The sequence below is a fragment of the Bacillus sp. J41TS8 genome (assembly GCF_018333035.1).
Lineage (GTDB): Bacteria > Bacillota > Bacilli > Bacillales > Bacillaceae > Bacillus > Bacillus paralicheniformis.
In genome coordinates, this window is the sequence record NZ_BORF01000021.1 from 1 (window position 1) to 17,051 (window position 17,051).

At 45.7% G+C, this 17,051-nt stretch carries 15 protein-coding genes and 1 pseudogene; 10 read left to right on the forward strand and 6 right to left on the reverse strand.

The window, feature by feature from the left end; genetic code table 11:
• Positions 1 to 149: 149 nt before the first annotated feature.
• Positions 150 to 362 carry a YczF family membrane protein gene (locus KI350_RS21145; RefSeq protein ID WP_025810152.1) on the reverse strand — a complete coding sequence of 71 codons (213 nt, stop codon included), beginning with the start codon at positions 360 to 362 and terminating at the stop codon, positions 150 to 152.
• Between the two features lie 124 nt (positions 363 to 486).
• Here KI350_RS21145 and KI350_RS21150 point away from each other — a divergent pair, with 124 nt between their 5' ends.
• The 4 genes from KI350_RS21150 to KI350_RS21165 are packed head-to-tail and all read left to right on the forward strand — an operon-like array spanning position 487 to position 5,255.
• Complete coding sequence (locus KI350_RS21150; protein ID WP_025810150.1) at positions 487 to 2,130, forward strand: spore germination protein; 1,644 nt, start codon at positions 487 to 489, stop codon at positions 2,128 to 2,130.
• Complete coding sequence (locus KI350_RS21155) at positions 2,114 to 3,337, forward strand: Ger(x)C family spore germination protein (RefSeq protein ID WP_025810148.1); 1,224 nt, start codon at positions 2,114 to 2,116, stop codon at positions 3,335 to 3,337. The genes KI350_RS21150 and KI350_RS21155 overlap by 17 nt, the downstream gene beginning before the upstream one ends.
• A 24-nt stretch (positions 3,338 to 3,361) precedes the next feature.
• Positions 3,362 to 4,468, forward strand: coding sequence for a GerAB/ArcD/ProY family transporter (locus KI350_RS21160; RefSeq protein WP_025810147.1), 1,107 nt, complete (start codon positions 3,362 to 3,364; stop codon positions 4,466 to 4,468).
• A gap of 55 nt (positions 4,469 to 4,523) precedes the next feature.
• Positions 4,524 to 5,255, forward strand: a complete 732-nt coding sequence (locus tag KI350_RS21165; RefSeq protein WP_025810146.1) for a MerR family transcriptional regulator — start codon at positions 4,524 to 4,526, stop codon at positions 5,253 to 5,255.
• A gap of 29 nt (positions 5,256 to 5,284) precedes the next feature.
• Here the strand turns inward: KI350_RS21165 and KI350_RS21170 are convergent, their stop codons facing one another.
• Entirely contained in the window at positions 5,285 to 5,968 is a 684-nt protein-coding gene (locus KI350_RS21170) for an ABC transporter ATP-binding protein (RefSeq protein WP_025810145.1), read from the reverse strand.
• A 15-nt stretch (positions 5,969 to 5,983) separates the two neighbouring features.
• Entirely contained in the window at positions 5,984 to 7,423 is a 1,440-nt protein-coding gene (locus KI350_RS21175; RefSeq protein ID WP_025810144.1) for an ABC transporter permease, read from the reverse strand.
• Between the two features lie 217 nt (positions 7,424 to 7,640).
• Between KI350_RS21175 and KI350_RS21180 the strand changes: the two genes are divergently transcribed.
• Together KI350_RS21180 and KI350_RS21185 are read left to right on the forward strand one after the other, a co-directional pair.
• Positions 7,641 to 8,327, forward strand: coding sequence for a response regulator transcription factor (locus KI350_RS21180; RefSeq protein ID WP_020450166.1), 687 nt, complete (start codon positions 7,641 to 7,643; stop codon positions 8,325 to 8,327).
• Positions 8,317 to 9,744: a sensor histidine kinase gene (locus tag KI350_RS21185; protein WP_020450167.1), complete on the forward strand. Its 1,428-nt coding sequence runs from the start codon at positions 8,317 to 8,319 to the stop codon at positions 9,742 to 9,744. The genes KI350_RS21180 and KI350_RS21185 overlap by 11 nt, the downstream gene beginning before the upstream one ends.
• A gap of 31 nt (positions 9,745 to 9,775) precedes the next feature.
• Here the strand turns inward: KI350_RS21185 and KI350_RS23490 are convergent, their stop codons facing one another.
• From KI350_RS23490 to KI350_RS21195, 3 genes and pseudogenes are all read right to left on the reverse strand, one after another.
• Positions 9,776 to 10,729, reverse strand: coding sequence for a methyl-accepting chemotaxis protein (locus KI350_RS23490; protein ID WP_373367326.1), 954 nt, complete (start codon positions 10,727 to 10,729; stop codon positions 9,776 to 9,778).
• Positions 10,730 to 11,494: pseudogene (locus KI350_RS23495) on the reverse strand (MCP four helix bundle domain-containing protein); the annotation flags it as partial.
• A 135-nt stretch (positions 11,495 to 11,629) separates the two neighbouring features.
• Positions 11,630 to 12,991 (reverse strand): aspartate kinase, encoded by a 1,362-nt coding sequence (locus KI350_RS21195; protein ID WP_025810139.1) that lies wholly within the window; start codon positions 12,989 to 12,991, stop codon positions 11,630 to 11,632.
• Positions 12,992 to 13,268: 277 nt separating this feature from the next.
• Here KI350_RS21195 and KI350_RS21200 point away from each other — a divergent pair, with 277 nt between their 5' ends.
• Genes KI350_RS21200 through KI350_RS21215 form a run of 4 tightly spaced genes read left to right on the forward strand, consistent with a single transcriptional unit; the run spans position 13,269 to position 16,876 of the window.
• Positions 13,269 to 14,222, forward strand: coding sequence for an ABC transporter permease (locus tag KI350_RS21200; RefSeq protein ID WP_026580546.1), 954 nt, complete (start codon positions 13,269 to 13,271; stop codon positions 14,220 to 14,222).
• Positions 14,212 to 15,156 carry an iron chelate uptake ABC transporter family permease subunit gene (locus KI350_RS21205; protein ID WP_059231855.1) on the forward strand — a complete coding sequence of 315 codons (945 nt, stop codon included), beginning with the start codon at positions 14,212 to 14,214 and terminating at the stop codon, positions 15,154 to 15,156. The genes KI350_RS21200 and KI350_RS21205 overlap by 11 nt, the downstream gene beginning before the upstream one ends.
• Positions 15,156 to 15,914, forward strand: coding sequence for an iron ABC transporter ATP-binding protein (locus tag KI350_RS21210; protein WP_020450172.1), 759 nt, complete (start codon positions 15,156 to 15,158; stop codon positions 15,912 to 15,914). The genes KI350_RS21205 and KI350_RS21210 overlap by 1 nt, the downstream gene beginning before the upstream one ends.
• Before the next feature lie 14 nt (positions 15,915 to 15,928).
• On the forward strand, positions 15,929 to 16,876 hold the full coding sequence (locus KI350_RS21215; protein WP_035337207.1) for a siderophore ABC transporter substrate-binding protein: 948 nt from the start codon (positions 15,929 to 15,931) through the stop codon (positions 16,874 to 16,876).
• Positions 16,877 to 17,051 lie beyond the last annotated feature (175 nt).

The following is a 17,051-nucleotide window of genomic DNA, read 5'->3' on the forward strand; positions in this document are numbered from 1 at the left end:
TGTTCGCGCTGATCTTTAGAGTGCTTAGACAACATGGAAAAACCTCCAAAAACTAGATTTCACTCACATTTTAACAAAAAAAGCTTGTCGATCAAGCCACTTTTTATGGCTTTGTCGACAAGCTGAGGCTCCCTTTGATAGGGAGCCTTTTATGTCCTTTTTTTCTTCTTGCGGAAGTTCGCCGAGGCTTCGAGAAAAATGATAAATAAAAGGATCATGATCCACTCGCCCACTTCTAAGATGGCAAACGTCAGGGAGTTTAATACGGCCCTTTGCAGGGTCATGCCTTGAAATACATCCAGCATGACGGCAAAAGTCTCTAAGGAAACAAATAATAAAAGCCCGATTCCGATCAGTTTCAACTTTTCACCACTCTCCGTTCCCCGTTATTTTTTCTCTTTTCATAAAGCACTATTCCCCCGGGAATAGTATAAATGTGCTTTCGTAAGGAAAAATATGAAAAACGAAAAGGGGATTCTGACAGCCATGCCATTCTTTTTTAAAGGTCGTCATCAAAAAGATAACAAACAAGAATCTCTTATGAGCGGAGATAAAAACCCAGAAACCGTAAATGTATCCGGGTTTGTGCGCCCCTTGCTTGCCGAAAACCTGAGCGTGATTAAAGAAACGACCGGAAACAGCGCGGATATTGTCATCCGCAAATTAAAAACGGGCGCTGACGAGAAAATCGAAATAGCCGTCGTTTATGTCGGCGGCATTACAGATGAGAAAGCGATTCACGACTTTTTGCTGGAATCGATCATGAGCTCTGAAGAATTAGCGAAAAAGGAGTACGGACGGGATGTTCTTGAGACGATTGCAAGTGATGCCGTCGCACTGGGCGGTGTTGAAAAAGAAAAGCGATTGGACAAGATGCTTGAATCTTTGATGGCAGGGGATACGATCATTTTGGCCGAGGGAACGGAAACAGCGGTTATTACGACCACGAAAGGCGGGGAAAAGCGTTCGATCAAGGAGCCTGAAAATCAGCAGGCATTCCGCGGTTCACGTGAGGGATTTATCGAAGCTCTCGACACGAATATTTCTTTGGTGCGCCGAATCATTAAAAACCCGAATCTTTGGGTTGAAAAAATGACGATGGGAAGCGTCACAAAAACCGATGTAGCGATCATGTATATCAACGGAGTGTGCGACCCGAAAACGGTGAAAGAAGTCAAAAAAAGGATGGCTGGCATTGAGATCGACAGCATCCTTGAATCGGGATATATTGAACAGTTTATCGAAGACGCTGTGTTTACGACCTTTCCAACGGTATATCATACCGAAAGGCCGGACATGGTCGCAGGGAATCTGCTTGAAGGAAGAATCGCCATCTTTGTTGACGGTACACCGTTTGTCCTGCTTGTCCCTGCCGTTTTTATTCAATTTTTTCAATCTGTTGAGGATTACTATTCACGCTTTGACATTGCGACGTTCATCCGCTTTTTACGCGTGTTGATCTTTTTTATTTCGCTTATTGCGCCTGCCGTCTACGTCGGTGCGACGACGTTTCACCAGGAAATGATCCCGACGGAGCTTTTGATCGTAATTGCCGCGCAGCGTGAAATCGTGCCGTTCCCGGCTGTGGTGGAAGCGCTGATCATGGAAATTTCGTTTGAAATTTTGCGAGAGGCGGGTATCCGGCTTCCGAAAGCGATAGGTTCTGCTGTTTCGATTGTAGGAGCCATCGTCATTGGACAGGCGGCGGTTCAGGCGGGGATTGTGTCGCCGGCGATGGTTATCGTCGTAGCGATCACAGCGATTTCAAGTTTTGCTACACCTTCCTTCGCCATGGCGATTTCCGCCCGGCTGGTTCGGTTTTTCTTTATATTAGCCGCGGCGACGACGGGTTTTTACGGTATTATTCTTGGACTGATCATCATGTTTGTCCATCTAAGCAGCCTTCGTTCATTCGGTGTTCCATATATGACGCCTTTTGCGCCGTTTATTTTGAAAAACTGGGGCGACTCCATCATTCGTTTGCCTTTGTGGACACATGAGAAGCGGCCTGAACTGATCGGCAATGACAATAAGGTGCGCCAAGGAGAATACCAGAAACCCGATCCGCCGGATTCAGGCGATATGAAGACAAAACAAGAAGATGGTGATCCAAATGAAACGAAGCCTTAAGATTGTGCTCCTGCTGGCCGCCATTGTTCTTCTTCAAGGATGCTGGGATAAAAGAGAGCTGACAGATTTGCTGCTGATCACTGCCATCGGTATTGATAAAGGTAAAGATACAGATTACGAATTGAGCTATCAGATCGTCAATCCGATCAATGTGACAGGAGGCCTTCAAGGCGGACAGGGAGGAGACAGGCCGCCGGTTTCAAGCTATTCTGTGACGGGCAACAATCTGACGGAAATGAGCAGGCACGCGTCGGCGAAAATGTCGCGGGAAATTTATTACTCCCACACGAACCTCGTGGTTGTTGATGAAAAACTCGCCAAGGGAGAAGGTTTGATCAAAATTCTTGATGTTCTTGACCGGGACACCGACTTTCGTTCAACGGCAACGATTATTATTTCCCGCGGTCAAAAAGCGAAAACATTCATCCGGACGCTGACGCCGATCGATAAGATCCCGTCAAATAAAGTAAACAAAACACTGCAATTTACTGAAGAGCTTTTGGGAGAACATATGAAGACGAGCGTACAGGATGTCATCAAGTGCTTGACATCGAAGGCAAAGCACCCGATTATTTCTTCTTTTAAAGTAACCGGAAACAAGGAGAAGGGTGAAAAGATGGAAAACGTGCAGTCTACATCTCCTGAGGCAATAGTCGAAGCGGACGGGCTGGCAGTCATTAAAGAGGGCAAGCTCGTCAACTGGCTTGAAGGCAAAACCGCGCGAGGCGTTTTATGGCTGCGCAATAAAATCAGCAGAACGTATTTGACAACTACATTGAATCACGAAAAAGATGCCGTCACATTTGACATCATCCGCCAAAAAACAAAAATCAGATCTCATCTTAAAAACGGCAAGCCGGCGATTTCGGTTGACGTCGACATGGAAGGGGACATCGGCGAAACAACTGTGCCGATTCACCTCGATGATCCAAAAGTGCTGAGCGACATCGAAAGGAAGCTGGCAAAGGAACTGAAAAATGAATTGCAGCATACGATTGATGTTGCTAAGCGAAACAAGACGGATGTTCTGCAATTCGGTGATATTGTGTATCGCAACCACCCGAAAGTGTGGAAAAAGATGGAGGGTGAGTGGAGCAACCGGTACTTTCCTGACACAGATGTCGACATTACGGTTAACGCATATATAAGGAGAACGGGTTTAAGGAACAACCCGAACATTTTGAATCATCACGAAGGGCGTTCTTGAATGAAAGAGAGAGGAGGGCTTTAAATGGAGAAAGCAAAAATCAGTGCTTCACAGCTGTTCGTGCTGATTGTTTTGTTTGAACTCAGCAGCTCGCTGCTGATTTTTCCGGGACAATCTGCAGAACAGGACGCCTGGATCGCGATCTTGTTCGGAACAGCCGGGGGACTGGCTTTGTTTATGATGCACCACTTTTTCTACCAAGTGAATCCTGATGCCTCTCCCTATGAAACGCTGATGAATATTTTTGGAAAACCGGTTGGCTGGGGCCTGACTTTTATCTACATTGTTTATTATTGTTATATTGCGGCAAGGGTTCTGCGCGATTTTGGCGAAATGCTGCTGACATCGGCTTATCCGAATACGCCGATTATCTTCGCGAATGGTTTGTTGATTGCAGTTTGTATTTTTACCGTGAGGAAAGGAATCGAAGTCCTGGCCCGTTCAGGGGAGCTGCTGTTTGGCATCATGTTTTGGCTCGCTGTCACGGGCCTCATCTTAATTGTTTCGTCAGGCTTGATTAAACCGAAAGAGCTTTTGCCCATTCTCGGAAACGGCCCCGGTCCGATGCTTCATGCCGTGTTCACGCAAACGCTGTATTTTCCGTTTGGCGAAATTATCGTCTTTACATTGATCCTGCCGTATTTAAAAGAAAAGAAACAGGCGAAAAAAGCGGGGCTGTTGGGAATCGCCATCAGCGGCATCATCCTGGCTTTTAATGTGGCATTGAACATCAGCGTGCTTGGCGTCGACCTCAATATGAGGTCGCGCTTCCCATTGCTGAGTACGATCCAGACGATTCAAGTAGTCGAATTTCTGGACAGGCTTGATGTATTTTTCATGCTCGTGTTGGTAATTGGCGGTTTTTTTAAGATGAGCATTTTCATGTATGCCGTAACCGAAGGCGTGACCGTCTTATTCAAGCTTAAAAACCCATCCAAAATCGTTCATGTCATCGGCATTATCATTTTGATTTTATCTGTCTCCATTGCCAGCAACATTTCGGAGCATGTCAAAGAAGGAATCGAGTTTGTTCCTTTATATGTCCATTTGCCGATGCAGGTGATCCTTCCCGCTTTTATTTGCCTAGTCGCTTATGTAAAAATGAAAAAAAATAAAAAAAAGGCCGTGTAATGGATTGACCCCGCCCTTAGGGCACCCTTTAACATGACAGACGAGGTGAAGTTTGATGCTCTATACGGTAAAAGAAGTGGCCGGGTTGGCGAATATCACGATCAAAACGCTGTACCACTACCATAAAATCGGCCTTTTATGCCCCGCGGAAGTGACGGATGCCGGCTACCACCTGTACGGGGTAAAAGAGCTGGAACGGCTGCAGCATATCTTGTTTTATCGGGAGCTCGAATTTCCGCTCAAGGAAATTAAGCAAATACTGGACGGCAAAGCTGATCGGTTGACGATTTTGTCTGAGCAGAAACGTCTTTTTTCTGCCCGTTTGGACAGGATAAAACAGCTGATTTCTACGATCGATCTCTCGATTCAGCAGGCCGGGAAAGGAGAAGCAATGGATCAATCAAAAATGTTTAAAGGGTTTTCAAGCAGCAGGGAATGGGAGGACGCACTCGCTGAACAGAACCGCTATTTGAAGGAGGCATATGACGTCGATTTGTTGAAAGGAGAACCGATCATCGCGGAAGAAATGAATGAAAAAGCTGAAGAGGCGGCCCGTTTTATGAATGGAATGGCCGAAGCGCTCAGAGATGGAGTCAAACACGACCATGAACAAGTAAAGACCGCTATTAAACGGCACCTCAAGTTTTTAGGGATCACACCCGGTGATTTTCAGACGCAGACACGCTTCTTTATCGAAGATGATTTTCATCGCGGGATGCTTGAAAATCAGCAAACCGGCCTCTCGTATTATTTGGCGGCTGCTGCAGAAGCTTTTGCTTCATCATAAAAGAAGGGGAACGGCTCATGCCGTTCCTCTTATCCTGCGGATCTGCGGTTTTTGACGGTAAAGCCGCCCCTTGAAAGCCGGATGTTGACATCGGATACTTTTGCGATCTGTTCATCATGGGTGACCATGATGACACATTTGTTTTCTTGGTGGGCAAGGTTTTGGAAGAGCCGGACGATGTCCTTTGATGTATTTTCATCCAAGTTGCCTGTCGGTTCATCGGCGATGATTAAGTCCGTGTCACAGCAGAACGCTCTGATGATGGAGACACGCTGCTGCTGGCCGCCGCTTAATGTCAATACTTTCTGTCTGGCCTGCTTTTCGCCGATGCCGACTTTTTCGAGCATCTCCAAAGCGTATTGTTCTTTGTTTTTGACCTGAGATCCGGTAATTTCCATGGCCGATGTGATATTTTGGAGAGCCGTCATATACGGCAGCAGGTTATACGATTGAAAAACGATCGATACATTTTGATTGCGGAAGCTGGTCAGCCCGATTTTTGAAATGTTTTCTCCTTTATACAGGATGTCTCCCTCTTTTGGTGCATCAAGTCCGCCTGCCAGCGATAAAAAGGTCGTTTTGCCGGAGCCGGAAGTCCCGACAATCGTATATAAGAGCCCTTGGCTGAATTGAATGCTGATCTTTTCGAAAAGAGGCTGATTCTGATTTTTATACCAATAGCCGACATTCTGAAATTCTAAAATAGTACCCATGATCTTCACTTCTTTCTATTCTTGTTTTGATAAAATCGTTTTCGGATGGAGCCTTAAAACAGATATTGACGGAAGGAGCGTCGCGAACAGCGCGATTAAAAGGCCGATGCCGCCGAGTGCCATCAAGTCCCCGAAGGATACTTGGATGTCGAGCTGATCAATGGCTGAGACTTGAGCGGTACTTTGTCCGAATAAGCCTCCGCCGCCTGGACCCATCATTCCGCCTGCAGACTGGCTAGCTGACGTTTGTTCGATTTGCTGGCTCAAGAGCTGATTCCCGATTTGCCCGGCAATCAAGCTGCCGGTTAATGCTGAGATGCCGATGGCAAGCACTGCGATCATTAAGATTTCGGTCAAAAACTGTCCGACGAGTTTCCAGCGTTTTTCACCGATCGCCATCAGAACGCCCATTTCGTATTTTCTCTCCCTGATTGACATCATGACGATCAGTCCGAGGATCACCGCTCCGGCGATTGTGACGAGATAGACGACATTTTTCGAGAAGGACGCGACATTTTCAATCGGGCCGACCATCTGCTGGTACAATTGGTCATTGGCGTCCAATGTAAATGTATCCAAATCAATGCCTGTTTTCTTGGCAGCCGCAATGAAAGCGTCGATGTTGGAGGGGTCGTCCATATTGTAGACCGCTTCATCAATCGCGTTTTGATCATCGTCGCCTTTTAAGGCCGATGCCGCCGTATATGGTGTGTAGATTTTGTTATAAGGGTTTAGAAAGGCGAAGTTTTGCGCTTGATTATCACCGGATGAAGTCGTTTGATAGATTCCGACGATTTTTAAATTGATCGTTGCAGCTTCATCGCTGCTCGCTTTGACTTTGATCGTATCGCCGACCTTCAGATCGTTTTCTTCGGCAAGCGTTTCTTCAATCACGGCGACTTTTTTATTCACATCATCCTTTGTTAAAGCGCGGCCTTCTGTGATCTTGGACGTCCCGTCGGAAAATTCGTCGACAAGGGCTGTGCTTGTCACACCTTCGATTGATACGTCTGCCTGCATCATTTGCCGGCCGCCCTGTTCATTGCCGCCCGGTCCGGCCGGCTGCTCGCTGTTTGAGTCCGTTGAATCCTCGTCACCGCTTTCGATCGGATCGAAATTGTCCGCTAAAGCAGACGTTGAGGAGATGTAGTTATAGCTTTTGACATAATCAAGGCTCGCAAGCTTCTCGGCTGATTTGACAGAAACGGGGGTCGATTCAAACCTTTTCCGTTCTCCTGATTCCTGCTGTTCTGTCATCATTTTTTCCCTGTCAACTTTGAGCGTGACGCTGCCTCCAAGCTGTTCCCTTGCCAGTTCGCTCGATTTCACGGCCGCCGACTGGATCGTAATTCCTGTCAGCACGAGCACGCAAATCATCGTGAAAACAAACAATTGTAAAAGTGTTTTTCCTTTTTTCGCTTTCATGCTCCAAAAGGCTCGTTTGAAAAAATTCATAACGCGTGATTCCTCCGTATCTATTTCATTTATTATGGCTGCGAAGTCAAACGGCAACAGGACTTTTGCCTTATGCTTGATTTCATCTTAGCCGCTACTTATGAATAAATTATGACCAAACTGTTGCCAGTCCTTTAAATGTTCATAATGGAATTGAGAAATGGCTGAGCCCTGTGTAAAATGAATCTAACGTTTGTCTAGCGGAGGCATATTGACGATGAAAATATTAATGATTGAGGATAATTTAAGCGTATGTACAATGACAGAAATGTTTTTTGCAAAAGAAGGATTTGAAACAGAGTTCGTCCATGACGGACTTGAAGGATATAACCGTTTTAAATCGGATGATTGGGATTTGTTGATCATCGATATCATGCTGCCGTCCATGGACGGGGTCACGATCTGCAAAAAGGTCAGGGAAGAGAGCACGGTTCCGATTATTATGCTGACGGCAAAAGATACGGAATCAGACCAGGTGCTCGGTTTTGAGCTCGGAGCTGATGATTATGTGACAAAGCCGTTCAGCCCTTTGGCGCTTGTGGCGAGAATCAAAGCGGTGAGCCGGAGGTATCAAAGTGCCGGCCCGCAGGATTCCGCTGACAGCGACTCGCTTGAAACGGAACATTTTAAAATCAATAAAAAAACGAGAGAAGTGTTTTTGGACGGCGTTCAAATTCAAAATTTGACGCCTAAGGAGTTCGATTTATTGTATTACCTGGTGCAAAGTCCAAAACAGGTTTTCTCAAGGGAGCAGCTGCTTGAGCAGGTTTGGGGATATCAATTCTACGGAGACGAGCGGACGGTTGATGTTCATATTAAAAGGCTGAGAAAAAAGCTTGGCAGCGACTCGCGGCCGTTTCTTTATACCGTATGGGGAGTAGGGTACAAGTTCGATGAAGATTAAGTATCTCTATCAGCTGCTGGCCAGTCACATCACTATATTAATCATGGCTTTTCTCATTACCGGGGCGCTGTTTTCCCACTTTGTCAAAGACTTTGCATACGAAAGCAAAGTCGATGAGCTGTCTTCATACGGCTATCGCATCATGGGCGAAATGGAGATGCGGCCAAAAGGCGCACCGGCCATTATGAAGCCGTTTGAGGAAATTTTGCGAAGCAGGAAGATCAGCTTCTTTCTTTTTAATGAAAAGAAAGAGGTCTTGATGACGCCGGCCGATTTGCGGCCGCGAAAGCTGCTGCTCAGTGATGAAGAATGGAAAGAGCTTAAAGATGGAAAGGCCGTGGTCGTCAAAACCGATTTTAACCGTTTTAATGAGGAAGTATCGGTTGTGGCGCTGCCCAACATCGTCAACAATGAATTTCAGGGAGGCATTCTGCTGACCGCTCCGATCAGCGGGACCGAGGAAATGATCAGCGACATGAACCGCTTTATGCTCTTTACGGCGGCGGGTGTTATCTTAGTCGCTATTCTTCTAAGCTGGCTGACGTCCAAATTCCATGTCGCCCGCATTCAGAAGCTCCGCGATGCAACGAAAAAAGTCGCCGCCGGAGATTATGACATCCATATCGAAAACCGCAATAAGGATGAGATCGGTGATTTGGGCGACGATTTTAACATTATGGCCCGCAAGTTAAAAAGCTCAAGCGAAGAAATCGACCGGCTTGAAAAGCGGAGAAGGCAGTTTATCACTGACGTCTCACATGAGCTGAAGACGCCGCTGACGACGATCAGCGGTTTAGTGGAAGGGATGAACAGCCAGACGATACCCGAAGATCAGCAGGATAAATGTATGAAGCTGATTACGGAGGAGACAAAAAGGCTGATTCGCCTCGTCAACGAAAACCTTGATTATGAAAAAATCCGTTCCAATCAGATTACACTGCAAAAACTGCATTATCCGCTGATCGAAGTGTTTGAAATCATTAAAGAGCAGCTGGCGCTTCAGGCTGAGGAGAAACAGAATCAGCTGATCCTCGATGTGGAAGATCATGTGATGGTCAATGCCGATTACGACCGGCTCATCCAGATACTCGTCAATATTATGAAAAACAGTATTCAATTCACAACGAACGGAACCGTTTGGCTGAGAGGCCGGGAAGACTATAAGGAGACGGTGATCGAAATAGAGGATACCGGAATCGGCATTGATGAAAAGGATATTGAAAACATTTGGGATCGTTTTTATAAAGCAGATTTATCACGGACGAACACCCCTTACGGAGAATACGGGCTGGGGCTGTCGATCGTCAGACAGCTCGTCGCCCTGCACAACGGTACGGTAGAGATTGAAAGTGAGAAAAACAAAGGAACAAAATTTATCATCCGTCTGCCGCTGACAGCGAGAGATGATGATGAATAGAAACCCGCCAGACAGCGTCTGGCGGGTTTTGTTAATCTTTAATTTTGAATTTCTGGATCAGGTGCTGCAGCTCTTCGGCGTTTTGCGCGAGGATCTGTGATGCGGCGGCGATTTCTTCCATTGAAGCAAGCTGCTCCTGAGTTGCCGCACTAACCGTTTGCGTGCCTCCCGCTGCTGTTTCGGCTACTTCTTTGACGCCGGAAATGGCGGTTTCGATTTCGCTTGCGCCGGCTGTCAGGTTTTTCACCAAGTTTGTCACGTCATTGATCTGTGTGACGACCTCCGTAATCGAGTTTTCGATTTTTTGGAAAGCGCCTCCCGCTTCATGAACGACGACAAGTCCTTCTTTGACTTCGCCGGTTGCCGAAATGACCGAGTTCATTGTCTGCTTCGTATCGTTTTGAATGATCGTAATCAATCTTGTAATCTGTTCTGCTGAGCGAGCCGATTGCTCGGCTAATTTCCTGACTTCATCCGCGACGACGGCAAAGCCTTTTCCTTGTTCTCCCGCCCGGGCTGCTTCAATGGCCGCGTTTAAAGCAAGCAGGTTTGTTTGTTCGGCGATGCTCGTAATCACTTCGGTAATATTTCCGATCTCATTGGAACGCTCTGTTAAATGTTTAAATGCTTCTGAGAGAGAGACGACCGTTTCATTAATAGACTTCATTTGAGTGCTCACTTTATCAATGGCTTTCGTGCCTTCAAGCGACATCTTCGCCGTCTGGTCAGCGGTGGCGGCCGCTTTTTCGGCATTTGAAGAAATTCTTCCGGCAAACTCGGTCATTCCCATAATAACGGTTCTGCTGTTTTCAACGCTTTCCACCTGCTGATCGGAGCCTACTGCAAGCTCCTGGATCGTTGTTGAGATGTATTCGCTCGCCTTTGTGCTTTCATCCGCACTGGCGCTCAGCTCTTGTGATGAAGAAGCAACTTGGTGCGACGTTTCGCCGACCGTTTCAATGATCGAACGGACGCCTCCTACCATTTTGTTAAATGATGATGTCAGCAATCCCAATTCATCTTTCGATTGATATGTTCCTTTGACAGTAAAATCGCCTTGCTCGGTTTCTGCGAACAGCGCCTGAATGTCTTTGATCGGCTTTGTGATCAGCCTTGTCATTAAGAGGCCGATCGAGATGGATAAAACAAGCGCTGCAGCAATGACAATGATGAGAAGCGTGATGATTGAACCGGCTTCTTTAGAATCCTGCTGATAGATTGTTTTGGCGTTATCAGCATTTAAGGTTTGAATGTCTTCAATGAGCTGGTTGACCGTTTCTCTTTGAGGCTCCATCTTTTTTAGATAGACGTCATATGCATTATCATTTTCGTTCTTCACCGCCAAGCTGAGCATCTCGCTGCTGATATCTTGCAATTTCTTGTATTCGGTTTTGAAATTTTCGTATTTTTTAGAGACGTTGTCCATTAATTTCAGCTGATCGATTTTTTCCATTAAGGTGCTGTTTTCTTCGTTTTTTTCCTTAATGTGTTTTTGCAATGTTTCATTTCGATCGTTGTCTTTCGTCACCATCAGCTCGAATTTGTACGTATCAATATCAAGGTTGTTCGCTTTTAATTTTGCAAACAACTGGTTGGGAACCAATTGATCTTGATAGATGATCTCTGAACCTTTGGAAAGCTTGTTCAGCCCACCTATCCCCTGGATGCCGACAATCGACAAAGCCAGCGCTGAAATGATAATGATGACAAATAGTTTGCTTCTGATTTTTATATTTTTCAACAGATTCATAAGTGTTCTCCCATCAGTTTATTTACTTTACATATCGGCTTTCAAAACGGTTTTGTGAATGAATTTAAGGCAGGCAATTTTAGGGAAGGGTATATTTTCTGACAGCAAAAAAACCCCATAAAAAAAGGGGTTTTTTTAAACGAGAACTTTTGCGAAAAATTCCTGGTATAACGCGCGGACCGCTTGTTTTTCCTGAGCTTCCTTAACGCCGAACATCATGCTGACTTCCGAGGAGCCCTGGTTGATCATTTCGATGTTGACACGCGCATCGGACAATGCTTTTGACGCTCTTGCCGTCGTTCCGACGTTATGGCGCATGGCTTCGCCGACGACCATAATCAGGGCAATATTGTGTTCAATCGTCACTTCATCGGCATCCAGTTCTTCCTTGATCCGTTTGATTATCCGTTTTTCTGCTGCTTGATCCATTTGATCCTGCCTTAAAATGATCGTAATATCATCAATGCCGGATGGAATGTGTTCATACGTCAGCCCGTCATCTTCAAGGATTTGCAGAACGCGGCGTCCGAAGCCGATTTCGCGGTTCATTAAATATTTGCTGATGTAAATGCTGCAAAATCCGCTGTCGCTGGCGATCCCGACGACAGGTCCGTTCGTATTGTCGCGTGTGGTGACAACTCTTGTCCCCTCCGCGTCCGGATTGTTTGTATTTTTGATCTGAACCGGTATGTGCGCCCGGAAAGCAGGGATTAATGCTTCATCATGAAAGACGGAAAAGCCTGCATACGACAACTCCCTCATTTCCCGGTATGTCAGCTCGCGGATTTCTTTCGGGTTGGATACGATCGCCGGGTTGACAGAATAAACGGCGTCAACGTCAGTGAAGTTTTCATACAACTCGGCTTTCAATCCATTCGCTAAAATGGAACCCGTAATGTCAGAGCCGCTCCGCGAAAACGTCATGACTTCGCCTTCCCGGCTGAAACCGAAGAAGCCGGGAAAGATGATGATGCCCTTTTGCTGTCTCAGCTGAAACAGATTGTCATACGACTCGGGCAGGACTTGTGCGTTGCCTGGCTCGCTCGTCACAAACAGCCCGGCGTCTTTTGGACTGACATAGTGCGCTTCAACTCCCTGGTGCCTGAAGTAAGCCGCTACCAATTTGGCATTGTTATCTTCGCCGCTTGCTTTGACCGCATCGATAAACCGTTCCGGATTTGTTTTATCACCTTCGAGCAGCTGAAGCAGGTCGGCCCGGATCCGGTCGATCACGACATCGTCAAGTCCGAGCTCAAGCGCGATATCGGCATACCGTCCGACAATCGCCTCAACCAGATCGGGCGCTTTTTTTGATGATAAGTACCGTTCGGCGCATTCGATTAAAAGGTCCGTTACTTTCGTATCCTCGGGGTGCCGTTTTCCGGGTGCTGATACAACGACGGCCTTCCTTTCCGGATCAGAAGTGACAATTTGAAATACTTTCTCTAGCTGAGCCCCTGAAGCGAGCGAGCTGCCCCCAAATTTAACGACTTTCATTTGTTACATCTCCCAAAGTTTAAATTTTCGAAATAAATTTAATCTTAATTATTGCGCTTTTTACAAGAAGAATCAAGGTTTTTCTTTCAGGAATGAACAAATGTATTTTTGAGGAGGACTAAAGATGGGGAAATCGCATGGTTTCAACCTTTGTATCTATTAATCTTATTGACTATGTCAGAAAAAATGGTAAGATATATGAAGATCCTTATTGATAATGATAATCATTAACGTCGGCGGAGGGGTTTGCTTTGTTGTGCAAGGAGGCTACTGCAGCATGAAATTACGATACTTATTGCTAATGCTCATCATTCTTTCAATCAGCTCGATATTCATCGGCGTTAAGGAGCTTTCGCCTCTTGATCTTTTCCGCTTTAACGAGGACGAAATTCAAACGCTTTACATAAGCAGAATCCCGCGCTTGATTAGCATCGTGCTTGCGGGAATGAGCTTGAGCATTTGCGGGCTGATCATGCAGCAGCTAACGCGTAATAAATTTGTTTCACCGACCACCGCTGGTACGATGGATTGGGCGAGGCTCGGTGTAATCATTGCGATCGTGCTTTTTTCGTCTGCAGGAATTGTGGTTAAAATACTGTTTGCCTTTGTTTTTGCACTGTTTGGCAGTTTTTTGTTCGTCAAAATTTTGGACAGAATCAAGTTCAAAGATGCGATCTTCATCCCTCTCGTCGGTATGATGCTCGGAAGTGTTGTCAGCGCCATCTCCACTTTCATGGCTTATCAGTACAATATCATTCAAAACGTCAATGCATGGTTTGAAGGGAATTTTTCGCTTGTCATGAAGGGGAGGTATGAGCTCTTATTTCTGAGTATACCGCTCGTTATCATTGCCTATCTGTTCGCCAATAAATTTACGTTGGCCGGGATGGGGGAGTCTTTTTCCATCAATCTTGGATTGAATTATAAGCGGGTGGTCAATATCGGATTGATCATCGTATCTATTATTTCGTCCGTCGTCATCCTGACGGTCGGCACGCTTCCCTTTTTGGGTTTGATCATCCCGAACATCGTGTCCATCTACAGGGGAGATCATTTGAAAAACAGCCTGCCTCATACGGCGGTTCTCGGAGCCGTTTTCGTCTTGTTTTGCGATATAGCGGGACGTCTCGTCATTTACCCGTACGAAATTTCGGTTGGTTTGATGGTCGGCATCATCGGGAGCGGCGTTTTTCTTTACTTGCTTTTAAGGAGAAAAGCCTATGCGTCATAAACAGAAAATGCTTATACTCATCGTGATAGCGGCAGCCTGCATCAGCTTGTTTCTGTTCTACGGATTGCCGTCTGTATGGGAATACGCGCTTCCGCGGAGGTTTGCCAAAGTTTTTGCGATCATCGTTGTCGGTACAGCCATTGCGTATTCGTCGATGATTTTCCAAACGATCACAAACAACAGAATTTTGACGCCGAGCATCCTCGGACTCGATTCTCTCTATGTTCTGCTGCAAACCGGGATTATTTACTTTTTCGGTGCAGCCAAACTTGCCGATCTTGGTAAAAACGGCAATTTTTTATTGTCAACCGGTTTGATGGTCTGTTTTTCATTTGTGTTGTTTTTCCTGATGTTTCGCCGCGGGGGAAGGCACATCTTCTTGCTGCTGTTAGTTGGAATCGTATGCGGCACATTGTTCAGAAGCCTGTCATCCTTTATGCAAATGCTGATCGATCCGAACGAGTTTCAAGTTGTTCAAAACAAGATGTTTGCCAGCTTCAACAATTTGAACACGGACATTTTAATGCTTGCTTCGCTCATCATTCTGGCGATTCTCGTTTACGCTTGGCGGTATAATCCGTACTTTGATGTCATTTCGCTCGGCAGGGATCAAGCCGTCAACCTCGGAATCGATTACGACCGGACGGTGAAGAAAATGCTGATCGTCGTCGCCGTTCTCGTCTCCGTGTCTACTGCACTTGTAGGGCCGATCACATTTTTGGGGCTGCTCGTCGTCAATGTGGCGCGGGAAGTATTTAAAACGTATAAGCACAGCGTCCTGATTCCCGGAGCGGTTTTGTTCAGCATCATTGCGCTTGTCGGGGGCCAGTTCATTGTTGAAAAGCTGTTTGGTTTAACGGTGACGCTTGTTGTGATCATTGATTTTATCGGCGGGATTTATTTTATTTACCTGTTGCTGAAGGAGCGTAAATGATGATAGAAGTACGAGATATCATGAAACAATTCGGAGAGCAGACCGTTGTTCATCCCACGACTTTAACGATAAAAAAAGGAATGATCACGTCCTTCATCGGACCGAACGGAGCGGGGAAAAGCACGCTTTTGTCCATCATCAGCAGGCTGATCGGAATGGACGCCGGAAAAGTGCTGATTGACGGCAAGGAAATCAGCGCTTACAAAAGCAATGATTTAGCCAAAAAAATCAGCATTTTAAAGCAGTCCAACCAGATCAACATCAGGCTGACTGTCAGGGAGCTCGTCAGTTTCGGCAGATTTCCTTATTCACAGGGAAGGCTCTCGAAAGAGGACTGGGCATATGTCGACGAAGCGATTGATTATATGAAGCTGAGAGAGATTGAGCATAAACACCTCGATCAGTTGAGCGGCGGCCAATGCCAGCGTGCTTTTATCGCAATGGTCATCGCTCAGGATACCGACTATATATTGCTTGATGAACCATTAAATAACCTCGATATGAAACATTCAGTAGAGATAATGAAGCTCTTGAAAGACCTTGTCGAAAATCGCGGTAAAACGATCGTCATTGTCATTCATGACATTAATTTTGCCTCGGTTTATTCAGACAGAATCGCAGCCCTGAAAAACGGGCGGATTGTAAAAGAGGGGCCGGCGGAAGACATTATCCAAACGCCGGTGCTGAAAGACATCTATGATATGGACATTCCGATTCAACAAATCGGAGATCAAAAAATCTGTGTATATTTTAAATGATGAGGTGACTTGAATTGAAAAAACTATCTTTATTGATTATGGCATTGATAACCGTTCTTGTCGTAGCCGCCTGCGGAAACAAAGCTGCTGATACAGATGCAAAATCTTCCTCTAAAAAAGAAACCGTCACAATTAAACATAACAGCGGTACAACAGATGTACCGAAAAACCCGAAAAAAGTCGTTGTCTTCAACTTCGGAATGCTTGACACGCTTGACGAGCTTGGCTTGAGCGATCGCGTTGTCGGCCTTCCGAAACAAACCCTCCCGTCTTACTTGAAAAAATACAAAGACAGTAAATACGAAAGCGTCGGCGGACTAAAAGAGCCTGATTTTGAAAAAATTGCAGAGCTTGACCCCGATTTGATCATCATCGAAGGCAGACAGTCTGAGCAGTATGACGAGTTTAAAAGGATCGCACCGACGATCGACATCGAGCTTGACCAGAAGAACTACATGAACAGTTTTAAAGAAAATACCGAAAATATTGGAAAAATCTTCGGTAAAGAAGATGCTGTCAAAGAAGCTCTTGCGAAAATCGATGATAAAGTAGAGAAAGCCAACAAGCTTGCGAAAGAAAAAGGCGGCAAAGGATTGGTCGTCTTAACAAGCGATAAACAAATCAGCGCATATGGAAGCGGCTCAAGATTCGGTTTGATCCATGATGTGCTCGGCGTTGAACCTGTCGACAAAAACATCGAGGCTTCCCTTCACGGTCAAAGCGTCTCTTCCGAGTATATTTCTGAAAAGAACCCTGATTACCTGTTTGTCATCGACCGAAGCGCTGCCATCGGCGAAAAAGGAACAGCAAAAGAAGTCATTGAAAATGAAATTGTAAAATCAACAAAAGCTTATAAAAAGAGCCATATCACATATCTTGATCCAGGTTACTGGTACCTGTCAGGCGGAGGTCTTGAGTCCGTATCTGAAATGGTGACAGAAGTTGAAAATGGATTAAAATAAAAGAGCGAGGCTGCCGGTGTATCCGGCAGCCTTTTTGTCTGTTCAGGAGAAGAATTCGAATGATATTCATTTCATATGAAAGGAGACGCAGAGCAGGTCTTCATGCTTCTTACGCTGCAAGGGATCAAATATATCAAACCATATAAAAACACGCCAGTTTGATTGAACTGGCGTG